The sequence below is a fragment of the Acetobacter malorum genome, from assembly GCF_002153605.1.
Classification (GTDB): Bacteria; Pseudomonadota; Alphaproteobacteria; order Acetobacterales; family Acetobacteraceae; genus Acetobacter; species Acetobacter malorum_A.
In genome coordinates this window covers 77,198-101,484 of sequence record NZ_JOPG01000001.1, presented here as the reverse complement: position 1 = coordinate 101,484, position 24,287 = coordinate 77,198, and the positions used below count along the sequence as shown (strand labels likewise).

Here is a 24,287-nt window from a genome sequence, read left to right as displayed (position 1 = left end):
AGGGCGTTAACCGGTGAAGAAGCGGGTGATGTGGTAGGTCAGGAAAGAGGCCAGATAAGCCAGCCCGAACAGGTAGGCCACAGAGACCCAGACCAGACGCCAGGACCCGGTTTCTCGCCGGATGACCGCAAGAGTTGAGAAGCACTGCGGTGCATACACATACCATGCCAGCAAAGAGAACGCCGTTGCAAGGCTCCAGTGGGCCGAGAGCAGGGGGGCGAGCTGGGTTGCAGCATCGCCTTCAGACGCACCAACGGAATAGACCGTCGCCAGACCGCTCACAGCCACCTCACGCGCGGCCAGACCGGGGATGAGGGCCACGCAGATCTGCCAGTTGAAGCCAATAAAGGCGAAGAGCGGCAGCATGAGATGACCGATCCGGCCAGCCAGACTCCAGTCAATAGCCGGACCAACCGCACCGGCAGGCGGGGCGGGGAAGCTGGAGAGCGCCCACATGATGACGCTGAGCGTGACGATGATGGTGCCCACGCGGGAGAGGAAAATGCGGGCCCGCTGCCACAGTTCAATGCACAGACTTTGCAGGCCGGGCACGCGGTAGCTGGGCAGTTCCATCAGCAGCGGATGTTCTGCCGTGTCCCGTTTTTTCAGCACACGGGCCACCACCAGCGCGCTCAGCACACCGGCGGCATAGAGCGCGAACAGCACCAGCCCGTGCAGGTTGAACAGTCCCAGCACCGTGCGGGAAGGCACAAACGCGGCAATCAGCAGCGCATAGACGGGCAGGCGAGCCGAACACGTCATCAGCGGGGCGATGAGGATGGTCACCATCCGGTCCCGCGGGTTCTGAATGGTGCGGGTGGACATGATGCCCGGCACCGCACAGGCAAAGCTCGACAGCAGCGGGATGAAGGAGCGACCGCTTAACCCGGCAGAGGCCATCAGCTTATCCAGCATGAAGGCCGCGCGGGGCAGGTAGCCGGATTCTTCCAGTGCGAGAATCCACAGGAACAGGATGAGGATCTGCGGCAGGAAGACAATCACCGTGCCCGCCCCGGCAATAATGCCTTCCACAATCAGGCTGCGCAGAATGCCCTCAGGCAGCAGGGTGCCGACAAACTCGCCCAGTTGATCCATGCCGCTTTGCAGCAGGTCCATGAAGGGCTGCGCCCATGAGAACACCGCCTGAAACATAATGAACAGCAGCACCAGCAGGATAAGCATGCCCCAGACGGGGTGGAGCACCCAGCGGTCCAGCCGGGCATCAAACTGAGGGTGGCGGGTGGAGGTGCGGCGCACGCATAGAGCAAGCAGGCGGCGGATTTCTGCGTGCAGGTCCGTACCCTCGGGCAGCGGGGCCGGAGGAGGGGGCACGGGTTCGTCCAGTGCCTGCACAATGTTGGCGGCCCCACCACGTTTGACGCCAATGGCGGTGACGACGGGCACACCCAGTTCCGCCTGCAGGCGCGGGACATCAATTTCCAGCCCCTGTTTCCGTACTGCGTCAATCATGTTGAGCACGATAATCATCGGGCGGCCAAGCTGGCGCAGTTCCAGCGCAAAGCGCAGATGCAGGCGCAGATTGGTGGCCGCCAGAACGCTGATCAGCAGGTCCGGCGCGGGCTCACCTTTATAGACGCCCCGGCAGACATCACGGGTGACGGCTTCATCGGGGCTGGTGGCGTTCAGGCTGTAGGTGCCCGGCAGGTCCAGAATTTGCACGGTGCGGCCCGTGGGCGTGGTCAGGCGGCCCGCCTTGCGTTCCACCGTGACGCCCGCATAGTTCGCCACCTTCTGGCGGCTGCCGGTCAGCTGATTGAAAAGGGCGGTCTTGCCGCAGTTGGGGTTGCCAACCAGCGCGACGCGCAGGGGCAGGGTGCTGGTCATGCCTCCTCCGTCTGGCCGGGGGAGGCCGTGTGCAGGGTTGGGTCCAGCTTACTGAGTGCCTCTGCGGAGTCCTGCATCACCACCCGCGCGGCCTCTGACCGGCGGAGGGCGAAGCGGGTAAAGCCGATTTCCACCGCCATCGGGTCTCCTCCAAAGGGACCAAAGGCCACAACCTTCACCGGTTCACCAGGAACAAAGCCAAATTCCTCCAGCCGCCGGGCAATGGGGTCTGCCGGGGTTGTGGGCGCGACATGGTCGATAATGCCCTGACACTCAAGGGGAAGCTCGTTCAGGCGCACGGTTGCGTTGTCCTGCTGTGGCGGGTGGAACGTGTGGTGTTGAGAGTGATCCTTAATTCCATTTGTGCCCGCTGTCCAATGTCACACCCCTGTGATGAAGGGGCTGAAAACGCTCTGGCAGAAGGGTGCGGAGGGCATGCCGCACGGAAGAGTTGCGGACCTTGTGAGGATTTTACGTGCAATATTCCGCGCTGGAGATTATCAACGGGCCAGCGAAATTATAGACCGCGCTCAACCGCCCCGACAAAGAGACCGTCGGCGGCGGCACAGCGCGTAGGGAAAATCAGGCCTTTTCATGGATATCCGCAATATCGCCATCATTGCTCACGTCGATCATGGCAAGACGACTCTCGTTGATGAACTGCTGAAACAGTCTGGCTCGTTCCATGAGCATCAGCACGTTGCTGAACGCGCCATGGACAGCAATGATCTGGAACGTGAGCGTGGTATTACCATTCTTGCCAAGTGCACGTCCGTTGTCTGGAAAGACACGCGCATCAACATCATCGACACCCCCGGACACGCCGACTTCGGCGGGGAAGTGGAACGTATTCTGAGCATGGTGGACGGCGCTGTGGTGCTGGTTGACTCTGCTGAGGGCGCGCTGCCGCAGACCAAGTTTGTGGTGGGCAAGGCTCTGGCCCGTGGCCTGAAGCCGATTGTTGTGGTCAACAAAATTGACCGTGGCGATGCCCGTCCGGACGAAGTGCACAACGAAATTTTCGATCTGTTCGCAGCCCTCGGTGCGAATGATGAACAGCTCGACTTCCCGATGCTGTATGCTTCTGGCCGTCAGGGCTGGGCCGATGTTGAGCTGGAAGGTCCGCGTAAAGACCTCAGCCCGATGTTCGACCTGATCCTCAAGCACGTTCCGGCTCCGGCTCTGGACAAGGAAAAGCCGTTCGCTATGACGGCCACCATCCTTGAGAACGACAACTTCCTGGGCCGCGTGCTCACGGGTCGTGTTGAGCAGGGCCGTGCGCGCGTCAACATGCCGGTTAAGGTGCTGCGCGCTGATGGCTCCGTGGTGGAAACGGGCCGTCTGACCAAGCTGCTGTCCTTCCGTGGTCTGGACCGCGTGGGCGTTGAGGAAGTGGAAGCCGGTGACATTGTTGCCGTTGCTGGCCTGTCCGAAGCCACCATTCCTGACACGATTGCCTCCCCGGAAGTGGCTGAACCGCTGCACGCAATTCCGGTTGATCCGCCGACGCTGTCCATGACGTTCCGCCTGAACGATGGCCCGCTGGGTGGCCGTGAAGGCAAGAAGGTGACGTCTCGCCAGATTCGTGACCGTCTGTTCAAGGAAACGGAAAGCAACATCGCCATCCGCGTGACCGACAGCCCGGAAAGCGAAGCGTTTGAAGTAGCTGGTCGTGGCGAACTTCAGCTGGGCGTTCTGATTGAAACCATGCGCCGTGAAGGCTTTGAGCTGACCATCGGTCGTCCCCGCGTGCTGTATCGCACCAACGAGGAAACCGGTGAGCGCGAAGAGCCGTTTGAAGAAGTCACCATTGACGTGGACGAGCCCTATTCCGGCGTGGTCGTGGAGAAGATGTCTCTGCGTAAAGGCCAGATGCAGGACATGCGTCCCTCCGGTGGCGACAAGGTGCGTCTGACCTTCATCATCCCGTCTCGCGGGCTGATCGGCTACCATGGTGAATTCCTGACCGACACGCGCGGCACGGGCATCATGAACCGTCTGTTCCACGGCTATCAGCCCTATGCCGGCACCATTGAAGGTCGCCGTAACGGGTCCCTGATTTCCGCAGAAGACGGCAACACCACGACGTATTCCCTGTTCTCTCTGCAGGACCGTGGCACGCTGTTCGTGGATGCTGGCGAAAAAGTCTATGTCGGCATGATCATCGGTGAGCATTCTCGTGAAAACGATCTGGAAGTGAACGGTGTTCGCGAAAAGAAGCTGACCAACATGCGTGCGTCCGGTAAGGACGACGCCCTGTTCCTGACGCCGCCGCGCCGGATGTCTCTGGAACAGGCAATTGCCTACATTGAAGATGACGAGCTGGTGGAAGTCACCCCCTCTGCCATCCGTCTGCGTAAGCGTTACCTTGACCCCAACGAACGTAAGAAGCGCGAACGCTCAGGCAACAAAGACTGATCCTTCCGCGTTTTACGCATGATGTGCATCCCTGCCATGCCGGTCTGCCCATAAGGGTGTGCGGGCAGGGATCCACCCCCTTTCGGTTCCGCCTGGAAGGGGTGGACGCATCGGGGCAGACCCACTGCCGGGCAGGCGTTTTTCCGCCGCTTATGGCCTCTTCCCCACCCCTTAAAACCAATATGGCAAGATGAAGGTTTCCGGGTGTCACACCCACGGCAACCCTCTGGTCTATCTGAATTTTAATCCGAGACGTGAAGAAGCTGTCATGCTATCCAAGCTGCCAGCCAGACGGATGCAGCTCGTCATACGGACTTCTGGCGTACTGGTCGGGACCCCTGACGTCTCAGATATTTTTGGAGACATGATTATGATTTCTCGTCGCCTTCTCGCAGCTCTGTCCACCGTCGCTCTGATGGGGGCCGCTGCTCCGTCCTTCGCTCAGGAAGCTGCTGCTCCTGCCGCCCCTGCTGTTTCTGCTCCGGCTGCTCCCGCCGCTGAAGCACCTGCCGCTCCTTCTGCTGAATCCGCTGCTCCTGCTGCACCGGAAGCCGCTAAGGAAGAAGGCACCAAGAAAAAGGGCAAGAAGAAGCACCACCACGGTAAGCACCATGGCAAGAAGAGCAAGAAAGCTGCTTCTTCTGACGCATCTTCTTCCGACACGTCTGCTCAGTAATTCAGAGCGGAAAACGGATAAGGGACACGGGGCCTTCGGGCCTTGTGGCCTGCAAAAGGGCCGGGGGATTAGTCCTCCGGCCCTTTTTGTTTTTCCAATATCTGGCATGCGACGACCATTGCCTGTTCGCTTGTTCCATCACATGAAAAATTCGTTCCGTTCCAGAGGACGGAAAAGCTGCACGGGCGAGAGGTTATCGAAAGATAGTCTGTGTGGTAGGGGTCTGTTCTAAGAAACGGGGATTTTTCTTAAATATGAAACTGCGGCAACTTGGTCAGAGCGGCCCTCAGGTATCCGAAATCGGTCTTGGGTGTATGAGCATGTCCGGCATGTATGGTCCGGCTGATCGGAAAGAAAGCATCGCGACCATCCATGCTGCGCTGGACGCCGGGATCACACTTCTCGACACCGGCGATTTCTACGGCATGGGCCATAACGAGATGCTGATCGGTGAGGCGATCAGGGATATTCCTCGCGACAAATTCCTCGTCAGCGTCAAGTTTGGTGCGATGCGCGACCCCGGTGGCAACTGGGGGTCCTACGACGCACGGCCTGCGGCCATGAAGAACTTTCTGGCCTATACTCTGCAACGGCTCGGGCTGGATCATGTCGATATCTACCGGCCTGCACGGCTGGACCCGGCAGTGCCTGTTGAAGAGACGATTGGCGCCATGGCCGAAATGGTTCAGGCCGGTTATGTCCGGCATATCGGCCTTTCGGAAGTGGGCCCGGAAACCATTCGGCGTGCGGCTTCCGTCCATCCGATCAGCGACCTTCAGATTGAATATTCGCTGATTTCGCGTGGTATTGAGGACAAAATTCTTCCTGTCTGTCGTGAACTCGGCATCGGCATCACGGCCTATGGCGTGCTCGCGCGTGGTCTGATCAGCGGGCACTGGCAGGGGGCGAAGGGACCGGGGGATTTTCGGGTTCGTAGTCCCCGGTTTCAGGAAGGCAATGTCGAGCGCAATCTGGCCCTTGTGGAGACATTGCGGGAAATTGCAGCCTCCAAGGGTGCAAGCGTGGCCCAGTTGGCAATTGCCTGGGTGGCCGCACAGGGCGACGACATCGTGCCACTTGTAGGTGCTCGCCGGCGTGACAGGCTCTCCGAGGCGCTGGGTGCGCCTGATCTTGCCCTGACGCCCGATGACCTGGCTGCTATCGAGCAGGCTGTTCCCAAAGGGGCTGCGGCCGGGGAACGCTACGATGCGAAACAGATGGCGGTACTCGACAGCGAGAAACCGGGGGTTGGCGAAGCTTAGGAGTAAGAGAGAGCTGGTGCGGGTATCAGTGCTCCCCGGCTCTCATCTTTACCACCTTAACAGGCGTCGCTCTTCAGCCTTTTTCAGATTGGCAGAGACAGACACTTACATCCGCTTTTCAGAAGTGAGCATGATACTTACTGTGCGCGCCATGTAGGCGGAAGCTGCCAGTCTGTTTCATGTTCGCTAAACAGACAGGCATGGATGGGGGGAAGCAGCACGTCCGCTTTGGGGGAATCCGACCGTCGGCTTCCTAGGCTCAGGAGGCGCCGAGTAGTGTGGTAAGCCAGACATTCTGGCATGCCTTCATCAGCCAGTGCCTTGCGCCATGCTGCGAATGCTGCAAAACTCGTTACGATGACTTGTCTCGGTTCCTTCGTCACAGCTTCTTGGTGGCGCTCCTTCTAGGAGCGGCCGGGTCATCACGTTCAATTAGCCCCCGATGCCGCCGTGACCCAGGTGGCTCGGTGTTTATCACGTCATCCTGACCGGCGGTCTCCTACAAGGATACAGCTATGGCTCAGGTTAAAGTCTTTGGTCTTCGATCCACCCTCGATCCTGTGCGCGCCGTGCTTTCCGACGCCATCCACCGTGCGGTTATGGAAGCCTTGGCCTACCCGCCGGAGAAACGCTTTCACCGGTTCTTCGGCTTCAACGACGGCGACTTCTTCTACCCGTCTGATCGATCCGACCGCTACGTCATCATTGAGATCAGCATGTTCGAGGGACGGTCGCCGGCGGCCAAGAAAGCGCTGATCCGCGCGCTCTACCAACACATCCCCGACACGACGGGCATCACGCCTCAAGATATCGAGATAACCCTGTTCGAGACACCCCGCGGCGCATGGGGCATTCGTGGCCTGCCAGGCGATGAGATCGGGCTGAACTACAAAGTGGAGGTATAGCCGGCTAAGGAATGCCAGCCGCTATCCTGGCCAGGGTTGGCACCAACCCCATCGTAAGACCCCTAAAGGGTCGGGAGCACGTATAGCTCGCTAGCCTCGCGCCCCGAGATCCAGAACGTTGCCGTGATGGAGGTCTCCGTGCAAGGCGAGCTGCTCTTGTGGATCACATGACAAACTGTGGGCTTGGCCGGCGCAATCATTCAGCCATTCTGCGCTGTTTAAGGACAGTTCGAGTAACTCAGCGAACCAGCTTTTCAAAGAGCGCATTTCTTCTTGCTGTAATAGTGCTGCTGAATGCAGAAGTTCCGCTGTCTTACAGAGGTTTCGCGTCGGTTCATCGTCTAACCCAGCGTAGACGAGATCGGCAAGATTACGACCGTTCACCGCTCTTTCAAGAAAAGCATCTCGATCGTGTTCCAGAACTGCAGCAACACCCTGACCATTCCACGAGCTTACAGCTCTCATTAGGTGTCCGCTATTAGGAAATCCTTCAGTGACCCTCGATGACTGATATGAGGCTAAAGCAGACCCGTGCGTTGATAAAAACGCAGTCGCGTTTTGCCGCCTAATTATGGGTTTTTTTCGCATCAATAAAGGACTTTCGCATAATTAAGGGTATCAATAACGTGCTGAAATGTCAGAATATTGACTAACATAATTAAGGAATTTCGGCAGGTTTTTCGAAAACCAGAAGATAATGATAAAAATTCACTGATTGATGATAAATAGGCACAAGAGGCTACAATCCAAACGGTGCGGTGACGATCTGTCGCCCCCCATGTCCTTTTCTTACGATGCAGCCAGCGCACATGGGGTCTCTGACGTCATTAGAAGGGTTAATTCATGGGGTATGATGTCGAGATTACGCGCAACCCGCTTTTTTCAAGAAAGCCTGGTCCCAAGATCACGCTCGACGAGTGGTTCGACGTGATCAGACGCGATCCAGAACTCAAGTTCTTCATTTCGGCGGACGCCGCGGATTACGGCGTCGACACGGCGCTTTGGACCGCCCATCCCAATGGTGAGGAGAGCGCCTCCGCTCTCTGGTGCTTTGATGGACAGATCGTTGCAAAATATCCCGACGAACCTCTCATCCGAAAGATGGTGATGCTGGCGGCTCGTCTCGACGCGGATGTCGTCGGAGATAACGGAGAATATTACGAGTTGGACGAAGGAGGCGCGCTTGTCTCCGGCGAGATCGAGACCGTGCCTGCATTCAAGGAGCAACAGAATCTTATCCGGCTTGGATCAATCCTTTATGGAGGCGGCAGCGCGAAATGCGACGTTTTCCTAACTCGTATTCAGGAGGCGAGCTACGATTCAACGAACAAAATAGTACCGACCGCTTTTGCGATGAAACTTAACTACTATAGCTGGTATCTTGGGTTTATAACGGCGATAAACGAGAACAGGACTAAGGACGGGGCCTCGCTTATTCAATTTGGCAATGCTGCCGAAAGACGCGCCCGCGATATCGACTTTCTGATTGCATATAGCGAGAAGCACCCAGATCAGACATTTTATCACGCCGTGTGCGCCCTCGTGCGTCATTACAAGGATAATCCGGCCTCTTGAAGGTTGCTCATCTTCTTTCTCGTAAAGCCCTCGTGCCGAGTATTTCCGCCAAGACGATGGAACAAGGGTAGAAATCAGAATAGTTTCATTCTGAAAACGGACATACGTCGCCACCCTATCGCCGATATAAACGTTATAGAAATAAGATCTTAAATTTCACTTGCTGTTTTTATCATTAATTAGTGAATTTTTCTGGTCTAAATAAAACATTATCTATGTTGAATGGATTCATAACTCACTGGTAAATCAGTATTCTAATTATCATTATCTTCTAGTTTTCGACATTCACTCTATGTCCGCCTCGGGGGGGGGGAGCGGAAAGGCTGCTTTCGGGAACGCCCTATCGGTAAGCCGCCATTCCGCCACGGCCTGTTGCATCAGGCGAGCCGTTGATCTCACCGCAATACCTCGTGTGTTGCGAAAACGAACTATTTTGCGACGACCGTCCAATGTTTCAAATGCGGCTGATAGCTTTTTTGACCTCCGCTATGCCGGCAGCGAGAATGTCGCGACCGGCCGCGATTTCTACGTCCGGGACGAAGTGCCAACGCGGGTGATCCTTCGTGTCATAGACGGGTTCACCAGAATACTGCGCCTGTATGCCGGTACGATCCAGTCTGATCGGAAAGACCGCTGCTCCCAATCCCATCATTTTTGTGCCGACGACCGTCGCGCGGCCTATGTCGCGCATACCCATTGGGAAACCCTCGGCCATGCTTCCGCTCCAATGACTCGTCAACACGACGACAGGCTTGCTATACGTAAAGGGTCCTTTCGGATCGACATACTCGGTCCACGGCGCGCTCAATCCCGCCCCCGCTCGCCTACGCATGATGGCGTATGCTGTCCGCTCTCGAATGAATCGCCCCATGATCGGTCGGGCCACGGCCGTGTCGCCGCCCCCATTTTCGCGAACATCAATAATCAGACCCAGAGCATCCCGCAGGTTTGCCAACGCCTTGTCGAAAGCATCAGCCGTCGCGGTGTCGGAAAAGCTCCTGATAACGATATAGCCGATGCCATCTGGAAGCATCCTGCTTTCAACGTCAGGCAAATCCGGCCACTTCTTGATGGGAAGCAGGACAGTTCGGGAGGTGCCGCCTGTCGAACTCACCGACAACAGGCGGGCCTTCCCCCGATACCCTGCAACCGCGACGTTGATAGTGTAGGCATCGGCTGCCGGGTCGGGCTTTACGAGGCATTTCGGCATCAAATCGTGGATGATAGTTTCAATCGGTCGCCCGTCGATCGCGATAATTCGATCACCAATTTTTAATCCGGCATCAGCTGCCACTGAACCGCTTTCAATCGCAGCTATACGAACCATATCTCCAGCTCGCTCAGCCAGAAGGTCGAATAGCGGCCATCGTGGTGCCCCGTCAGGCGGATCAGAGAGATGCGTGTGAGCATCATACAATTCCGCGAGGACACGCTGGACGACATCCGTGAAAGCGGCATCGTCTTTAGCAGCCACTGCCATAGGCCGGTAGAACGAGCGCACCCGATCCCAGTCAGTCTGCTTGTCGGTTAAAAAACAATAACGCTCACCCAGAGTCCGCCACAATTCGTCGAAATCCTCGACGAACGTAACATCGTGCAATGGCTCGGCCGCCCACCCGGGAGTGGCAGCAAGGGCGATGCCGGCACTACAAAAGGCTCGGCGGGTCAAGAACGGTTGCTTCACGGTAATTGAGTAACATGCACCCCGGTCCATCGAACAGGGTAATTCTCGTTGCAAAAGGGCCCCCTTTCGCAACGTCGGCTATGTCCGCTTCCGGGGCAGCGAAAATAGCTGCGCACGACATGATCGTAGGCAAAAACTGCCCGTCTCCTTTATCTCTCACTTCCGCTCAAACCGGGCAGACACATAGGGTTTCGGCGTCCATGCCAGATCAGCCACCCACGGCCATGTTGGCTGGCGGCGGTGGTTGCCGATGTGCAGAATGTCCTGATTGATGGCTCCGGGGGAGAGCGCCATGAGGGCCGGGTTGGCCAGCACTTTCATGGTCGGGTGCAGGTAGCCGCATTTGAGGACGACAATTTTGAACTGTGCCGGGTCCACGCCTATGTCCCGGAACGATTCAGCTGAATGATACAGCCGTCGGCGTGCGGAAAGTGTTGCGGTAATCCCGTCGAATTCGACCACGGCCTCACCCTCTTCAGGGCGGGTTACCGGCGTCAGATGTTTTACCACCGCTTTCTTTATCTGCACCGGGCGGCACATGAGCGGATCAAGCGTCGCGCCGATTGAAAGGGGGAGCGTGGCGCCCACACCGGCGCGGTAACAGGCGTCCGTCGCGGGTCGGTCTGTCATACCGCCCAGCAGCACATCTTTCGTGCCAGCTTTCAGCAAAGCCTGAAGGAAAAAGGTCTGATCCGAGTTGCCGCCGCCACCCGGATTATCGCCGGAATCTGAAATCACAACCGGATGCGTGGCAGAGGCCATTGCGCGGGACAAGCACTCCTCAATCGTCCCCGTCGGGCTGTCAAAATGGAATTCATGGCGGGCGTTCCAGTATCGGTTCGCCAGTTCCGTCACAATCCGCGTCTGTTCTGTGATGTTTGTGCCGGTTGTCACCACCGAGGCCGCGGCCCGGGGCTCATCCGCCCCACATAGCCAACCAGTTGCGACACATCGAGAATACCCGGCAAGCGGTTATATTCGCTGAGGTCAGACCACAGCCGTCGCCCCGGTTCCCACTCCGTGCTGCTCTGTTCTCCCGGCAGCAGGGCCGGAATACTGGCCCACACAATGCCCGGACGCAGCCCGTAGCGCAGGCAATGCGTCAGCATGTCCGTGGCCCGCATCACATTTTCAATACGGTCCACATGGGGCGCTGTGCGATACGCCGTCATGGCGTCCAGCGTATCTACCGCGCGGCGGCTCAGATTGCCGTGCAGATCGTAATAGGCGGAAATCAGGCAGTCCGGCCCTACCACAGCGCGCGTGGCCTCGTACCAGTCGCCCTCGGCGTCATCCATGCCCTCAACGCTCAGAGCGCCATGCATCATCAGGTAAACACCGTCCAGCGGCAGGAGCTTTTTTAAACGCTCCAGATAGTCGGCTTTCAGGGTCTCATAGGTCTGCCGTTCCACCGGGCCGCCGGAAGGGGCCGAGGCTGTCAGGGTTGGCAGGAAAGGGGCTTCATAGCGCTGGAGCGGCAAAGAGAGCGGCGCTTTGAACACGTCCTGCCCGCGGAGCACCGTAAAGTCCTCCATCCGCGCCCGGATGCGGCTATATGTGCTGCATTCCGAGGCAATACCGCCCACCGCAATGCGGGGTGTGCCCCGAAAGGCCGGGACTAATCCCGCCGCTCGTGCCGCCCCTGTAAACGTGGGAAGTCCTGCCAGAACCCCGGCCGGGATCATCTTTAGAATCAGCCTGCGCCGCACGGGATTGCCTCCAGTTGGTATGACCGCTCAATCGTTCCTTATCTGTAACGATAAAAATGCGGCCAATCAAACTGAGAAATGGCGGCCTTGAAAAATCCCCTGTCCGGTTCAGCCGTAGCGGCTGATGGACAGGTCCAGTGCCGGGATTTCCGGCTTAATGCCGTGGATCATATCCGCCAGCAGACGGCCGGAGCCGCAGGCCATGGTCCAGCCCAGCGTGCCGTGGCCGGTATTGAGCCACAGATTGCTAAAGCGCGGCACCGGGCCAACCACCGGCGTGCCATCCGGCGTGCAGGGCCGCAGGCCGGTCCAGTAGGTGGCGGCGGACAAATCGCCCCCACCGAACAGCTCGGAGAAGGAGAGTTCCAGCGTCTCGCGCCGGTCGGGGCTCAGGCGCAGGTTGTAGCCGGTCAGTTCCGCCGTGCCACCCACGCGGATGCGGTTGCCAAGCCGGGTGATGGCGACCTTGTAGGTCTCGTCATTCACCGTGGAAAGCGGAGCGTGGCTTTCATCCGTCAGCGGCAGGGTGAGGGAGTAACCCTTGACCGGGTAAACCGGCAGATGCACGCCCAGCGGCTTGAGCAGAAGCGGGCTGTAACTGCCCATGGACACCACATAGGCATCTGCCCGCAAATGGCCCTTGCTGGTGCGGATGGACATGACCTCATCCGCAGCGGCGTCCATGCCCTTGATGGTCGTGTCATACAGGAAAGTCACGCCCTTTGCCGCCGCCATTTTGGCCAGACGCTGGGTGAAGATATGGGCATCGCCTGACTGATCCCCCGGCAGATACAGCCCGGCCTTCAGCAACCCGCGCGCGTGGGACAGGCCGGGTTCATGCTCCAGAATCTGGTTCACATTCAGCAGTTCATGCGGGATGTTGCTGTCGGCAAGCAGCTTCATGTCATGATGCGCTTTGTCGATCTGCTTTTCCGTGCGGAAAAGCTGGATCAGCCCGCGCTGCCGGTCATCATACGTCAGCCCGGTTTCTTCCCGCAGGGCGTCCAGACAGTCCCGGCTATATTCGGCCACGCGCAGCATCCGGCCTTTATTGATGTCATAGGCGTGGGTGTTGCAGTTTTTGAGAAGCTGCTCGATCCACCGGAACATGGCAAAGTCGATCCGCTTGCGGATCACCAGCGGGCTGTGCCGCTGCATCATCCAGCTCATGGCCTTGATCGGCAGACCGGGGGCCGCCCAAGGGGTGGAATAGCCCGGAGAAACCTGCCCGGCATTGGCAAAGGATGTTTCCAGACCCGGTTCCGGCTGGCGATCGACCACGGTGACTTCGTGACCCAGGCTGTTGAGATACCAGGCTGATGTCACGCCGATAACGCCGGCGCCGAGAATGATGACTTTCACACTTTCATCCTTTCCGGGGATCGTAATGGAGACGATGGTAGCGGGCCCCGAGGTCCGTCAGGAGTTCGTAACCAATGGTGTCTGCCAGATGCGCAACGTCATCAAGAGGCGCATGCGGGCCTATAAGGTCAAACACCGCACCGGGGGCAGGCAGGGCCACACCGGCAGCGACCAGAGGGGTGAGGTCCACGGCCAATGAGTCCATGGAGATACGCCCGATTATTGGTAATTTAATGTCAGGCCAGTCCGGACAGATCACAAATCCTTTCTGGCCCAGTCTGCGGGGAAAGCCGTCTCCGTAGCCAATGCCCAGCAGGGCGACCGGGGTTGGCTGCCGGGCGGTAAAGGCCGCGCCATAGCCCACACTGGCCCCGGTGGGCACCTGCCGGGTTTGAATAACGCGGGCCTGCAACCGGAGTGTTGCGTGCATAGGGTTTGGCTGCCCTGCAGTGGGTGCAATGCCGTAAAGAGCTGCACCAGGCCGCACGAGGTCAAAATGCCACTCCGGCCCCAGAAAAATACCGGAGGATGCGGCAAGGCTGGCAGGGGCAGCGGGCAGGCGCTGCTTCAGTTTGAGAAACGTGTTGAGTTGCTGGCGGTTGAGCGGATGGTCTGGTGTGTCCGCGCAGGCCAGATGGCTCATGACCAGCGCGACCGTAATGCCGGCCAGTGCCTGCGGCTGGGTGGCGAGATACTCCACCTCCGCCTCGGTCAGACCAAAGCGGGACATGCCGCTATCTACTTGAAGAGCAGCGGCAAGAGGGCAGCCCTGTGCGTGGGCCAGCGCCTGCCATTCCTGCACCTGTGGCAGGCTGTTCAGCACGGGCAGGAGGTTATGCGTCAGGCAGGCGTTAGCGGTGCCGGGCGGCGGCCCGTGCAGCACAAAAATGCGGCTGTCTTGCCCCACCAGCGGGCGCAGGGCAGCCCCTTCCGCCAGATGCGCGACAAAAAAGGTGCGGCATCCGGCCTCATACAAAGTCTGGCCAACTTCTTTCAGTCCCAGCCCGTACGCATTGGCCTTGACCGCAGCCCCACATTCCGCAGGACTGACCCGTGCGCTCAGCTGCGCATAATTTTCGGCAATGGCGGCAAGATTGATAAGCAGCCGTCCGCCTTCCCAGCCGTCCCTGTGCATGGCCTGTCTCCTGACCTCTTTACGCGCTCCTTTATCATTTTTTCGCAGAAGCTGGCAAAAGGGGGCAGGCCGTTTGCAGGGCGTAGCGCTTAAGAGGACGCCGTGCGTCTGGAAGGGGGTGTGAGATACCAGAACACCAGTCCCGCTACCGCACCGCTCAAACCGCTTGTCGCAAGGGCACGGGTCCAGTTGAGTGCTTGATGCCCGGAGGCGGACAGAGAAAAACTGCCGAAGGCCAGCAACAGGCCAAGCAGCCCCATGGTGCCGCAGCCCCACAGCACCCCAAAAAACACGCAGTACAAAAGGCTGCGGTGGTGCGTGGCGCGATACAGGGAAAGGCAGACCCACCCCATGGGCACGCCCAGAAAGGAAAACGCCAGAAAGAACAGCCCGCTTCTGGCAAGACAATAAAGAATGGCCGACGGCGGCGTGAGCGTGGGGCCATGCCCGGCTGCGTGCAGGCTGACCAGTGCAGAATTGATGAGGCTGAAGACAAAGACGGCTACAAAGTAGCGGACGCTCAGCCGCATTGCAGTGTTCCTCTCTGAAAGCCCATGCAGGACGAGATAGTTTTAAGACTCAGGAGCGTTTGAGACGTTCCCTCGGGAGAGAAATTTTAACAGGCCCGCTGCGCGATGTCTCTGTAGCGTATGGCCGGGCATGGTGGCATCGTTCTGGTCCGCCAGAGTTTTTCCGGCACCGATGTGCCTGTTTCCTTATGCGAGGGCTTTCTGAGTGCGTACTCTTGATTTCAGTTCATGGCACAATCTTCTGGTCACTCTGATCGGGTTGTCACTCATCACGCTGCTGGGTGTTGGCATCCGGCTGCTGACAATGGTGGTGATCCAGCAGCGGCGGGAGCGGATGAACCGGCAGATCAATGAACGGTTACGCACCCTGATTGCCGCGTATCGCACACTCGGTGGCTCCTTTACCGGAGATCTGGCGGTGGACCCTCGGCATAAACGGGATTTCCGGCTGACGGCGGAAGGCGCTGTATCTGCCGAAGGAGCAGATGGGGCAGTGGAAGCCAGCGGTGAAGTCGGGTCCGAGCGTGCCCGGCGTATTCGGGATGCGGTGGAGGCTGCGCTCTCCGACATTATCCTGCTGGGCACGGAAGAGCATGTGCGTCTGGCGGACCGGGCCGCGCGAGAACTGGTGGCCGGGCAGCCCGTCCATACGCATGATCTGGTAGTGTCCCTGCGCACCTTTATCCGCAAGGCGCTGGACCTTGAGCCTGTGCCTTCAGACCTCACGCTGCCCGCGCAGGGGCCAGCACGTGTGCAGGCCTCCGGTGGGGGCCGCGCTAAGGATGACGGCAAAAAAGACGGCGGGGGTAAAGGCGGCGGTGGAGGAGGAGGCGCAGAGGGTGGTGGCGGCCATGAAATGGGGATGATGGGCGGCGCAGGCACGGACCCTCATGATGGGGCGATCTCATCCGGGGTTTAAACCGGGAAAGAGGTTGTCCGGTCAGGAATTTTTGAGAGTCTGTCGGGCGCGTTCACAGATGGTTTAGTGAACGCGCCCGTTTTTTAGTAGAGTTCCGGCACAATCATGGAATCCGGCGTGGGTTGCCGCTCATAGTCCGGGTGATAGATGCGGGGTGGCAGAACCACTTCGGGGCGGGAGACCGGCTGATACGGCACCAGAGAGAGAAGGTGGCTGATGCAGTTCAGGCGGGCCTTCTTTTTATCAACACCCTGCACCACCCACCACGGGGCTTCCGGAATGCTGGAGCGTTCCAGCATGACTTCCTTGGCGAGTGTGTAGGCCTCCCACCGTTTGCGGCTTTCCAGATCCATGGGGGAGAGTTTCCACTGTTTCAGTGGATCATCCATGCGGGCGCGGAAGCGGGCTTCCTGCTCATCATCCGTGATGGAGAACCAGAATTTGATAATCTGGATGCCGCTGCTGACGAGCATGCGTTCAAACTCCGGCACGGAGCGGAAGAACTCTTCATACTCCTCATCCGTGCAGAAGCCCATCACGCGCTCCACACCTGCGCGGTTATACCAGCTCCGGTCAAACAGAACGATTTCCCCCGCTGCGGGCAGGTGCGCCACGTAACGCTGGAAATACCACTGGGTGCGTTCCCGATCATTAGGGGCGGGCAGTGCAGCAACCCGGCAGGTGCGGGGGTTGAGGCGCTGGGTAATGCGTTTGATAGCCCCGCCTTTGCCGGCGGCGTCTCGTCCTTCAAACAGCACAACCACGCGGTGCCCGGTGGCCTGCACCCAGTCCTGTAGCTTGATCAGCTCGCCCTGCAGGCGGACCAGTTCACGAAAATAGACACGACGAAAAGCACGGTCCGCAGCATCCAGTCCACCTACGCCAGCGGCATCGTCTTCCAGAGAAAGCTCAAATTCTTCGTCAAGATCATCAATAATCTCACGGCGCATCTGAACGCGTTCACGTTCTTCCGCTGACAGGCTCTCCAGATCGCTCATTCTTTTCCCTTTTGCGTCGCAGGTCATGGTCTGCGCCGCGGACTATAAAGACTGGGGGAATAAACCAGTTTGAAACTTTGATGACATTGCGGAGCGCATCAGAACGTGGTGGTGACGTTCAGGCCGGTGACAACGCCGTTGCGGATATGTTTGCCGGTATCCGGGTTAAGGGACGTGCCGCCCACGTGCCAGAAATACTGAAAATCCGGCTGCACAATCAGCCAGGGCGTGGCCGCCGCCTGATAGGTGAATTCCAGATGATGCTCCGGCGTGAGCGCGCCTGCGGTGTTGGTGCCGAGACGGAAACTGTCATGTGTGTTTTCCTTGGCGCGCAGACCATACAGGCTGGTGCCCCACGCTAAACCGAGTGTGTCATCCGGTCTGCCGGGCAGCAGTTCATCAAACGTAAACCCGCTTTGAATTTCGGAGGAAAACCGGCTGTTGGTGCCGTTGCTTATGGTGGCGCGGGCAAAAAAGTTGATGGTCTTGCCTGAGCCTTTTTCTTTCCGCCAGATCATCTGGTCGATTACGAAATAGGCCATCCAGTTGCCCTGATGGTAAAGCGGTGAGCCGTTACTGTCCGGGCTGGCCAGCAGGCCATGCTGCGTATCGTAACGCTGGTCCGGGAAGCGCCCGGTATCGTACAGGCCGCCCACTTTCCACACGCCCGGCAGGGCGACATCCTCTCCTGCGCCAAACTGCTTTGCCGCATCCAGCCAGAGCTGGGCCTCCCCAATAAACAGCGCGCCCCCTTTAGTGGAAAACAACGTGCCGGACGGGTCGCGCTGGGCTGCGCTGATATTGCTGTAAAACGGGCCGTGGGTGGGGTTGTCATTCGTAATGGCCCCCATCAGCACCAGCGGGGCTGCGGCCCGCCATTTTACGCGCCCACCAACAGCGGAATAGGGCCAGGACGGACCACCGGAATAAAGGTTGTTAGAGGTGGAAAGCGGCCAGCCGAAACTGGAGTTCAGGAAGAACGACGCGTTCTGACTGACAAGAAATTCCGTATCCAGATCCAGCGAGCCTACGCGCACGTCCAGAGTGCTGTTCAGAAAACTCTGGCCATACCAGAGTTCAAAGAGGCGGGTGGAGCGCCCGGCATCATAGCCGCTGACGGTATTCAGCGCGCCCAGTCGTTCCCCGGTAAAGGAGCGTCCGCGAATTTGCAGGGCGCTGACATTCAAAAGGCCGCCCTGTAAGCCAAAGGCCTTGCCGGTATCCAGCGAGAGGGCCACGGCCGTCATGCCATCATAGGTCGCCCCGCGCTGCATGCCACCGGAGGCCATCCCCCAGAGTTCTTCCACATCCTGCAGGGTGATCCTGACACCTTTCTTGCCCAGCCATGAGCGCGCCCCGCCCATGGTGCCGAGCATCTCCGTGCTGGCGTCTTCCTCTGGCGGAGAAAAGGTCGGCGAGGGCACGGGGAGCGGCACGCCGGAGGGCAGAATATCGGTTGCCAGCGGGATGTTTGCCGCGCGTGCCGCAGAAACGGAAAGCAGGCAGACAAGCCCCCCGCAAAGCTGTGCGAGCCGGGGAGGTTTTAGCATGTCAGAACCGGGGGAGCGGCGGCGGAGTGGGGCAGATAAGGGCAGGATGGTCGGGGATGTGGCACGCCTGCTCCTTCTTGCGCGGTGAAGTTGGGAATTTTGACGATCTCAGCGTCGATTTAAAATGACGTTATCATGACAGTGCCCCGCCTGTCTGACCCGTCTGCATTGCATGCTGACGGACCCGGGGCTGTGTGTGCGGGTGCCTTATAGCCGCCCTTCCGGCCCCAGTGCCCATTGGCGGAGGGTGTCTGGCAGGGGAGGCAGGCTTGCGTCATGCTGCGTGGCAGCGTCATAACGCAGGATAAAGCTGGCGGGGCCGTCTTGCACGCATTGACGCACGGCTTCCACACCAAACACCTTTTCAATCCCGGTAGCGAACAGGCCGCCCGAGATATCGGCATATTTGTCCCAGAAGGGCCCTTCATTGGCTTTTTGCAGCATATCCGGTGTGGCGGTGCCGTTCCTGAGCGCGCGGACCACGTTGCTCAGAGTGGCCATCGCGGCTTCCCCATGCGCGCGGGGAAAGCCGGTCTGTTTCCATGCCGGGTCGCCTAGATAATGCGCGATGCCTTCATCCTCTACATCCAGCAGAAGCTGTTTTTCCGGTGTGATGGTTTTGAGGAATTTCTGCCACCGGGTATCCGTTGCACGATACCATGCAAAATAGATGTGAAACATCTCATGATGCAGAACATCTTTCACACTTTCTACTGCACTTTCACGAGCATTTCCGTAAAGCGCCACCTGTCGGGCATCAATCAGCATGACGGGATCGCCGGAGGTTTCATTGAGCCTCGGTATGCCGTGGTCCCATGAAAAACGACGCACATACATATCACTGAAAAGTGGCGCGCCATTACCGACTACAAAAATACGCAGGATATGGCCGGAGCCTTTCAGGGGAGGCACATAAACAGCAACGCTTTGGGCAATATCCTGCAAGGACCACTGGTTCATACTGTCCACCAGTGTCTGCACCTTCTGGGCCGAGGGCAGGGTGATGGTACCGGACGGGAGGGCTCCGAATGTTGGTACGGAAAGGTCCGCCAGTTTGCCACCTTCTGTCGCTGCACTCAGGGCGTTGCAGTGCGAAACGTCGTGTTTGGCAGCACTCATGCACTGAGCCCAGACGGAGGCGCCTTTTGTATTCAGCACAATTTCAGGCGCGGAGACGGGAGAGTGCGTTTCTGAAGCAGAGGCAAGTGCGGGAAGAGCAAGGAGGCCAGCAGTGAGTAGGCTGAGCGCGAGGAAAGAACGTCGGAACATCAAAAAACCTGCGTAGGCGGAGGAGGTCGGGCAGGCAGCACTCTGAGCCCGGAGGAAAGGTGCCGCCTGCCAGAAGGGACGGCCTCAGGCCGCAGGGACGCCCTTGCTGGTGGAATATTCGAAGTGCAGGGCCTGATCGGGGTTGACGATCGGGTAGATGGAATGGGCGGCCATCGCCCCTTCACTAAAGCCTTGCAGGATCAGCTTGAGCTTGCCGGGGTAGGTGGCGACGTCGCCAATGGCGAACACGCCGGGCATGCTCGTCTCGCAGGTGGACGGGGTGACGGGGATGGTGGAGCGGACGGTGTCCATGCCCCAGCGGGCAATGGGGCCGAGGTCCGTCGCCAGCCCGAAGAACGGCAGCAGGGTATCGGCTTCCAGATGCCGGGTTGTGCCGTCCAGATCCGCCACTTCCACGCTTTCCAGCGCGCCGTTGGCCCCGTGCAGGGCGTGGAGTTGATAGGGCACAACCTTTTCAATCTGCCCGGCAGCCACGGCTTCATCCAGCAGGCGCAGGCTTTCCGGCGCGCCACGGAAGCGGTCCCGGCGATGCACCAGATACAGCTTTTCCGCTTTATCCTTGAGGGACAGCGCCCAGTCCAGCGCGGAATCCCCGCCACCGGCAATCACAATGCGCTTGTTTTCAAAATCAGCTTTGCGGCGCACGTAATATTGCACAGCGCCGCTTTCCTCAAACGCTTCCAGCCCATCCAGCGGCGGACGGTTGGGGCCGAACGCACCGGCACCGGCAGCAATAATCACGGCTTTAGCGGTAACGGTCGTGCCTTTGTCCGTGCCCAGAGTGAACGCACCACGGTGGCCGCTCAGGCTTTCAATTCGGTGCCTGAGCAGGCGCGGGATATCAAACGGCGCAATCTGCTGTTCCAGATTAGCAATCAGTTGTGCGCCTTCCACTGCGGGGCAGGCGGGAATGTCATAAATCGGCTTTTCAGGGTAGAGCGCCACACACTGGCCGCCCACTTCCGGCAGCACGTCAATCAGCACGCACCGCAGACGCAGCATGGCGCACTGGAAGGCAGCAAACAGCCCCGTGGGGCCAGCGCCGATAATGGCGACATCTGTCTCGATCGGCATATCCGTCATGGCGCGGTACATCTCCCCTTCTGGCCGTATGATCTGCCGTTGTTTTTGCGACAGCTCCGCAGTCCGCGCAATAGGGCGGGGAGCAAGGGGGACCTTACGTGGGGATAAACCCGGTTCCAGAGGGAGGAACCGGGCGTAGAGTCAGGTGGTGTTTTTAGGCCTTAAGCGCCTTTTTCAGCCCGGCATCCAGCACATCAAGGAAGTCCTGCGTGTTGAGCCATTTGGTGTCTTTGCCAACCAGCAGGGCGAGGTCCTTGGTCATCTGGCCGCCTTCGACCGTGTCGATACACACGCGTTCCAGCGTTTCGGCAAAGTGGACAACGTCTGGCGTGTTATCAAACCGGCCCCGGTAAGCCAGCCCACGTGTCCATGCAAAAATGGAGGCAATGGGGTTGGTGCTGGTGGGGCGGCCTTTCTGATGCTCGCGGAAGTGGCGGGTCACCGTGCCATGCGCGGCTTCGGCTTCCACCACGTCGCCTGTGGGGGCGAGCAGCACGGAGGTCATCAGCCCGAGGCTGCCAAAGCCCTGCGCCACAATGTCACTCTGCACGTCGCCATCGTAGTTTTTACAGGCCCAGACATACCCGCCCGGCCATTTGAGGGCGCAGGCCACCATGTCATCAATCAGGCGGTGTTCGTAGGTCAGACCGGCCTTTTCAAAGTCGGCTTTGAATTCCTTGTCATAAACCTCCTGGAACACGTCCTTAAAGAGGCCGTCATAGGCTTTCAGAATGGTGTTCTTGGTGGAGAGATAGACCGGCATGTTGCGGTCGCGCCCGTAGGAGAGGGAGGCGCGGGCAAAGCCTTCAATGGATGCACGGGTATTGTGCATGCCCAATGCTACGCCGGGGCCTTTAAAGTCATGCACGTCCAGCGTCACGGCCTCGCCGCCGCCTTCGGGCGTGTAGGTCAGTTTGACCGTGCCGGGGCCGGGCACGAGGGTTTCCACCGCGCGATAGATGTCACCATAGGCATGGCGGCCAATCACAATCGGTTTGGTCCAGTGTGGCACAAGGCGCGGCACGTTGGAGCAGATGATGGGTTCACGGAAGATGGTGCCATCCAGAATGTTACGGATGGTGCCGTTGGGGGAGCGATACATGCGCTTCAGCCCGAATTCCTTCACGCGGGCTTCATCCGGGGTGATGGTGGCGCATTTTACGGCCACGCCGTAGCGTTTGGTGGCTTCGGCAGCTTCTACGGTTACCCGGTCATCCGTGGCGTCGCGGTGTTCAATGCCTAGATCATAATATTTCAGGTCAATATCGAGATAGGGCAGAATCAGGCGCTCACGGATAAAGTGCCAGATGATGCGCGTCATCTCATCACCATCCATCTCAACGATGGGATTTTTAACTTTAATTTTTGTCATGGTGAATACTCCCTCGTCCCCGCACGGGACCATAAAAACCCGCATGAGGCGTATGGGCATCATGCGGCAGGCGGATGAACGGGATAAGAGGACCGGGGCGGTCTGTCGCTTCACATTCCGGTTAGGAAAATCCCTGTAAGAGGGGTGTTTTCCCCGGTTTTATGCCGCCGGAGGGCGGATTTGTGCGGGGTGTGTGCTTGCGGCGGAACTGGTGTAGGAGGGGGCATCACAATATGGTCAGGACTTCATGACAGCATCAGCGTCTTCTCTGCCGTCCCGAACCCAGTCTTTTTCTGTCGTGCTGGCGATTGAGCTGTGGGAACGGTTCGGCTTTTACGGCATGCAGGGCATCCTGCTGCTTTACATGATCCAGCGGCTTGGCTTTTCCGATACGCAGGCCAACCTGCTGTGGGGCACCTTTTCCGCCGTCTGTTACGCCGCCCCCGCCGTTGGTGGCTGGGTGGGGGACACCCTTCTGGGCGCCCGCCGCACCATGGTGATGGGCGCTGTGGTGCTGACGCTGGGTTATGTCCTGCTGGGCGTGGATCTGGGTGGCCAGATGGCGCTGTTTGCAGCCCTTGCGGTCATTGCGCTGGGGAATGGGCTGTTCAAATCCAACGCGGCCAATCTGGTCCGCCGGGTTTATGAAGGGGACGATGCCCGCATCGATGTCGCCTTCACCATTTACTATATGAGCATCAATGTCGGCTCCACGCTCTCTCTGCTGCTCACGCCGTGGTTGCAGGAGAACTATGGCTGGTCTCCGCCATTTCTGGTCTGTGCGGCCGGGCTGGCGCTTGGGGTGGCGTGCTATACGGTGTGCCGCAAGTGGCTGGCGCGTATTGGCTCCCTCCCGGATTTTGAGCCACTGGTGTTTTCCCGCTTTATGTCGGTGCTGGGCGGTATGGTGCTGGTTCTGGCGGTTATGGTCGGGCTGCTGCGGTATCCTGCGGCGGGCCGGGCCTGCGTTTGGGTGGCCGCACTCAGCGTGGCTGTGGTGTGGACGGTGCTTTATCGCCGCGCGTCTGCCGCCGTGCGCCCCGGCCTGCGTCTGGCCTATCTGCTGATTGTGCAGACCATGCTGTATTTTGTGTTCTATCAGCAGATGGTCACGTCCCTCACGCTGTTTGCGCTGCGGGATGTGGATTCCGCCTTTAAGATCGGTGGCGTGACGCTGTTCCACATGTCTGCCGGGCAGTTTCAAGCGCTTAACCCGGTCTGGATCATGCTGGCCAGTCCACTTCTGTCATGGGTTTATAAGACCATGGCGGACAAGGGCTGGAATTTCCCCATTGCCGAGAAATTCATTGTCGGCTTCTCGCTGGTTTCACTCTCCTTCCTCATCTGGTGGTGGAGTGCAGCGACCGGGGGCAACCACCTGGTTTCACCCTGGGTTATGTTCTGGGCCTATGGGGCGCTGTCTGTCGGGGAGTTGCTGATCAGCGCGCTCGGGCTGGCTGTGGTGGCGCGTTATGCGCCGGCCAATGTCGGCGGCTTTATGATGGGCAGCTACAACGTGTCCAACGGTGTGGCGATGTATCTGGGCAGCGCGCTGGCCAATCTGGCAGCGGTGGGGCCTGCCGTGGCGTCCGGTGATCCATCCCAGACCCTGCCGGTCTATGCGGGCCTGTTCCGTATGCTGTTCCTGCTGGGCATTGGCTGCACGCTGCTGTTTGTGGTGTGCCTGCCCTTTACCCGCCGGTGGGACGCCCAGCACCGCGCGGCACAGGGCGCGACGGAGTAAGCGACGGCGTTCCTGTCTGCATAAGTTCCGAACGGGGCGGAGGGAAATCCTCCGCCCCGTTTGCGTCTGGGCGGGCAAACAGGCTGCTCTTGGTCCAGAGTTCGTGTCTGCGCCGCGTTTGAAGGGCATCTGCGGGGCAGGGCGGCAGCGTTTTCACACCAGGTCTCCATAAATAAAGTTGGAGGCCAAACGCGGAAGGCTGAAAAAGGTTCTGGGTAAAAACGATATGC

Annotated in this window: 21 protein-coding genes; 7 read left to right on the top strand and 14 right to left on the bottom strand. The window is 59.0% G+C overall.

Annotated elements, in window-relative coordinates:
- Positions 1-6 precede the first annotated feature (6 nt).
- Both feoB and HK23_RS00485 read right to left on the bottom strand, forming a co-directional pair.
- On the bottom strand, positions 7-1,845 hold the full coding sequence (gene feoB, locus HK23_RS00490) for a ferrous iron transport protein B (RefSeq protein WP_063907887.1): 1,839 nt from the start codon (positions 1,843-1,845) through the stop codon (positions 7-9).
- Complete coding sequence (locus tag HK23_RS00485) at positions 1,842-2,144, bottom strand: FeoA family protein (protein ID WP_086652458.1); 303 nt, start codon at positions 2,142-2,144, stop codon at positions 1,842-1,844. The genes feoB and HK23_RS00485 overlap by 4 nt, the downstream gene beginning before the upstream one ends.
- Positions 2,145-2,439: 295 nt before the next feature.
- On the opposite strand from HK23_RS00485, the gene typA reads away from it, so the two are divergent.
- From typA to HK23_RS00465, 4 genes are all read left to right on the top strand, one after another.
- On the top strand, positions 2,440-4,263 hold the full coding sequence (typA, locus tag HK23_RS00480) for a translational GTPase TypA (RefSeq protein ID WP_063907889.1): 1,824 nt from the start codon (positions 2,440-2,442) through the stop codon (positions 4,261-4,263).
- Positions 4,264-4,633: 370 nt separating this feature from the next.
- Positions 4,634-4,939 (top strand): hypothetical protein, encoded by a 306-nt coding sequence (locus HK23_RS00475; RefSeq protein WP_086652563.1) that lies wholly within the window; start codon positions 4,634-4,636, stop codon positions 4,937-4,939.
- A 254-nt stretch (positions 4,940-5,193) separates the two neighbouring features.
- Positions 5,194-6,201 (top strand): aldo/keto reductase, encoded by a 1,008-nt coding sequence (locus HK23_RS00470; protein WP_086652457.1) that lies wholly within the window; start codon positions 5,194-5,196, stop codon positions 6,199-6,201.
- 515 nt (positions 6,202-6,716) lie between these two features.
- The gene (locus HK23_RS00465) at positions 6,717-7,106 is read left to right on the top strand and encodes a tautomerase family protein (protein ID WP_061470243.1); all 390 of its coding nucleotides are present in this window, start codon (positions 6,717-6,719) and stop codon (positions 7,104-7,106) included.
- 90 nt (positions 7,107-7,196) lie between these two features.
- On the opposite strand, the gene HK23_RS00460 is transcribed toward HK23_RS00465, so the two are convergent.
- Positions 7,197-7,571 carry an aminoglycoside phosphotransferase family protein gene (locus HK23_RS00460; RefSeq protein ID WP_179193745.1) on the bottom strand — a complete coding sequence of 125 codons (375 nt, stop codon included), beginning with the start codon at positions 7,569-7,571 and terminating at the stop codon, positions 7,197-7,199.
- A gap of 378 nt (positions 7,572-7,949) precedes the next feature.
- On the opposite strand from HK23_RS00460, the gene HK23_RS00455 reads away from it, so the two are divergent.
- Positions 7,950-8,681, top strand: a complete 732-nt coding sequence (locus HK23_RS00455; RefSeq protein WP_086652455.1) for a hypothetical protein — start codon at positions 7,950-7,952, stop codon at positions 8,679-8,681.
- A gap of 454 nt (positions 8,682-9,135) precedes the next feature.
- Here the strand turns inward: HK23_RS00455 and HK23_RS00450 are convergent, their stop codons facing one another.
- The 6 genes from HK23_RS00450 to HK23_RS00425 all read right to left on the bottom strand — a co-directional run bounded on the left by HK23_RS00450 (position 9,136) and on the right by HK23_RS00425 (position 15,101).
- Positions 9,136-10,350 carry a S41 family peptidase gene (locus HK23_RS00450; protein WP_218777682.1) on the bottom strand — a complete coding sequence of 405 codons (1,215 nt, stop codon included), beginning with the start codon at positions 10,348-10,350 and terminating at the stop codon, positions 9,136-9,138.
- Between the two features lie 171 nt (positions 10,351-10,521).
- Positions 10,522-11,262: an MlrC C-terminal domain-containing protein gene (locus tag HK23_RS00445; RefSeq protein ID WP_086652453.1), complete on the bottom strand. Its 741-nt coding sequence runs from the start codon at positions 11,260-11,262 to the stop codon at positions 10,522-10,524.
- Positions 11,256-12,074 carry a M81 family metallopeptidase gene (locus HK23_RS00440; RefSeq protein ID WP_218777681.1) on the bottom strand — a complete coding sequence of 273 codons (819 nt, stop codon included), beginning with the start codon at positions 12,072-12,074 and terminating at the stop codon, positions 11,256-11,258. The genes HK23_RS00445 and HK23_RS00440 overlap by 7 nt, the downstream gene beginning before the upstream one ends.
- A gap of 108 nt (positions 12,075-12,182) precedes the next feature.
- Positions 12,183-13,436, bottom strand: coding sequence for a D-amino acid dehydrogenase (locus tag HK23_RS00435; RefSeq protein ID WP_086652451.1), 1,254 nt, complete (start codon positions 13,434-13,436; stop codon positions 12,183-12,185).
- Between the two features lie 4 nt (positions 13,437-13,440).
- Positions 13,441-14,571: an alanine racemase gene (alr, locus tag HK23_RS00430; RefSeq protein ID WP_086652450.1), complete on the bottom strand. Its 1,131-nt coding sequence runs from the start codon at positions 14,569-14,571 to the stop codon at positions 13,441-13,443.
- 89 nt (positions 14,572-14,660) lie between these two features.
- Positions 14,661-15,101 (bottom strand): hypothetical protein, encoded by a 441-nt coding sequence (locus HK23_RS00425; RefSeq protein WP_086652449.1) that lies wholly within the window; start codon positions 15,099-15,101, stop codon positions 14,661-14,663.
- A gap of 205 nt (positions 15,102-15,306) precedes the next feature.
- Here HK23_RS00425 and HK23_RS00420 point away from each other — a divergent pair, with 205 nt between their 5' ends.
- Entirely contained in the window at positions 15,307-16,020 is a 714-nt protein-coding gene (locus tag HK23_RS00420; protein ID WP_086652448.1) for a hypothetical protein, read from the top strand.
- 83 nt (positions 16,021-16,103) lie between these two features.
- Here HK23_RS00420 and ppk2 read toward each other — a convergent pair whose 3' ends face one another.
- The 5 genes from ppk2 to HK23_RS00395 form a co-directional block, all read right to left on the bottom strand.
- The gene (gene ppk2, locus HK23_RS00415) at positions 16,104-17,018 is read right to left on the bottom strand and encodes a polyphosphate kinase 2 (RefSeq protein ID WP_086652447.1); all 915 of its coding nucleotides are present in this window, start codon (positions 17,016-17,018) and stop codon (positions 16,104-16,106) included.
- Positions 17,019-17,116: 98 nt separating this feature from the next.
- Complete coding sequence (locus HK23_RS00410; RefSeq protein ID WP_086652446.1) at positions 17,117-18,568, bottom strand: carbohydrate porin; 1,452 nt, start codon at positions 18,566-18,568, stop codon at positions 17,117-17,119.
- Between the two features lie 207 nt (positions 18,569-18,775).
- Positions 18,776-19,837 carry a DUF5700 domain-containing putative Zn-dependent protease gene (locus HK23_RS00405; protein ID WP_086652445.1) on the bottom strand — a complete coding sequence of 354 codons (1,062 nt, stop codon included), beginning with the start codon at positions 19,835-19,837 and terminating at the stop codon, positions 18,776-18,778.
- 84 nt (positions 19,838-19,921) lie between these two features.
- Positions 19,922-20,941 carry an NAD(P)/FAD-dependent oxidoreductase gene (locus HK23_RS00400; RefSeq protein ID WP_063908339.1) on the bottom strand — a complete coding sequence of 340 codons (1,020 nt, stop codon included), beginning with the start codon at positions 20,939-20,941 and terminating at the stop codon, positions 19,922-19,924.
- 154 nt (positions 20,942-21,095) lie between these two features.
- A complete protein-coding gene (locus HK23_RS00395; RefSeq protein WP_086652562.1) occupies positions 21,096-22,313 on the bottom strand; it encodes an NADP-dependent isocitrate dehydrogenase in 1,218 nt (405 codons plus the stop codon).
- A gap of 247 nt (positions 22,314-22,560) precedes the next feature.
- Between HK23_RS00395 and HK23_RS00390 the strand changes: the two genes are divergently transcribed.
- Complete coding sequence (locus tag HK23_RS00390; RefSeq protein ID WP_086652444.1) at positions 22,561-24,057, top strand: peptide MFS transporter; 1,497 nt, start codon at positions 22,561-22,563, stop codon at positions 24,055-24,057.
- Positions 24,058-24,287 lie beyond the last annotated feature (230 nt).

What these genes read in the sequence shown, in the direction of transcription:
- HK23_RS00395 (WP_086652562.1), bottom strand. Translation starts at nt 22,313, where the DNA reads ATGACAAAAATTAAAGTTAAAAATCCCATCGTTGAGATGGATGGTGAT.
- alr (WP_086652450.1), bottom strand. Translation starts at nt 14,571, where the DNA reads ATGCACAGGGACGGCTGGGAAGGCGGACGGCTGCTTATCAATCTTGCC.
- HK23_RS00405 (WP_086652445.1), bottom strand. Translation starts at nt 19,837, where the DNA reads ATGTTCCGACGTTCTTTCCTCGCGCTCAGCCTACTCACTGCTGGCCTC.
- feoB (WP_063907887.1), bottom strand. Translation starts at nt 1,845, where the DNA reads ATGACCAGCACCCTGCCCCTGCGCGTCGCGCTGGTTGGCAACCCCAAC.
- typA (WP_063907889.1), top strand. Translation starts at nt 2,440, where the DNA reads ATGGATATCCGCAATATCGCCATCATTGCTCACGTCGATCATGGCAAG.
- HK23_RS00410 (WP_086652446.1), bottom strand. Translation starts at nt 18,568, where the DNA reads ATGCTAAAACCTCCCCGGCTCGCACAGCTTTGCGGGGGGCTTGTCTGC.
- HK23_RS00390 (WP_086652444.1), top strand. Translation starts at nt 22,561, where the DNA reads ATGACAGCATCAGCGTCTTCTCTGCCGTCCCGAACCCAGTCTTTTTCT.
- HK23_RS00470 (WP_086652457.1), top strand. Translation starts at nt 5,194, where the DNA reads ATGAAACTGCGGCAACTTGGTCAGAGCGGCCCTCAGGTATCCGAAATC.
- HK23_RS00455 (WP_086652455.1), top strand. Translation starts at nt 7,950, where the DNA reads ATGGGGTATGATGTCGAGATTACGCGCAACCCGCTTTTTTCAAGAAAG.
- HK23_RS00465 (WP_061470243.1), top strand. Translation starts at nt 6,717, where the DNA reads ATGGCTCAGGTTAAAGTCTTTGGTCTTCGATCCACCCTCGATCCTGTG.
- ppk2 (WP_086652447.1), bottom strand. Translation starts at nt 17,018, where the DNA reads ATGAGCGATCTGGAGAGCCTGTCAGCGGAAGAACGTGAACGCGTTCAG.
- HK23_RS00425 (WP_086652449.1), bottom strand. Translation starts at nt 15,101, where the DNA reads ATGCGGCTGAGCGTCCGCTACTTTGTAGCCGTCTTTGTCTTCAGCCTC.
- HK23_RS00475 (WP_086652563.1), top strand. Translation starts at nt 4,634, where the DNA reads ATGATTTCTCGTCGCCTTCTCGCAGCTCTGTCCACCGTCGCTCTGATG.
- HK23_RS00460 (WP_179193745.1), bottom strand. Translation starts at nt 7,571, where the DNA reads ATGAGAGCTGTAAGCTCGTGGAATGGTCAGGGTGTTGCTGCAGTTCTG.
- HK23_RS00400 (WP_063908339.1), bottom strand. Translation starts at nt 20,941, where the DNA reads ATGACGGATATGCCGATCGAGACAGATGTCGCCATTATCGGCGCTGGC.